Raw genomic sequence first — 239 nt, 5'->3', positions numbered from 1 at the left:
CTATCGCCCGTTTGGCTATTTGCCGTGGGTAGATGACGGTCGAATCGATGGTGCCGTGAAAGAGCACCTCAAATTTGATGAGTCTGTGCACGCTGTCCAAGTAAATGACAGCAAAGACTTCATGCTCCATTTTTGCGATTTGTAGCTTCAAATAGCTCGCTACTTCCTGAGGTTTTTCTAGCTTGGGCCCTCGAGAAAACAGTCGGCGATCGAGCACCTCTAATGCGGTGTTGATCACC

The 239-nt window shown here is 49.0% G+C and carries 1 protein-coding gene; it reads right to left on the bottom strand.

Annotation, left to right across the window (positions count from 1 at the left end; genetic code table 11):
• Window positions 1-239 (bottom strand): JAB domain-containing protein (locus SB764_RS44255; protein ID WP_410867344.1); only part of this gene is annotated, 239 nt, incomplete at both ends.

The organism is Paraburkholderia sp. SIMBA_027, from assembly GCF_046535315.1.
Lineage (GTDB): Bacteria > Pseudomonadota > Gammaproteobacteria > Burkholderiales > Burkholderiaceae > Paraburkholderia > Paraburkholderia tropica.
Note: the sequence above shows the minus strand (reverse complement) of the source record. Positions and strands in the feature narration are given on the sequence as shown.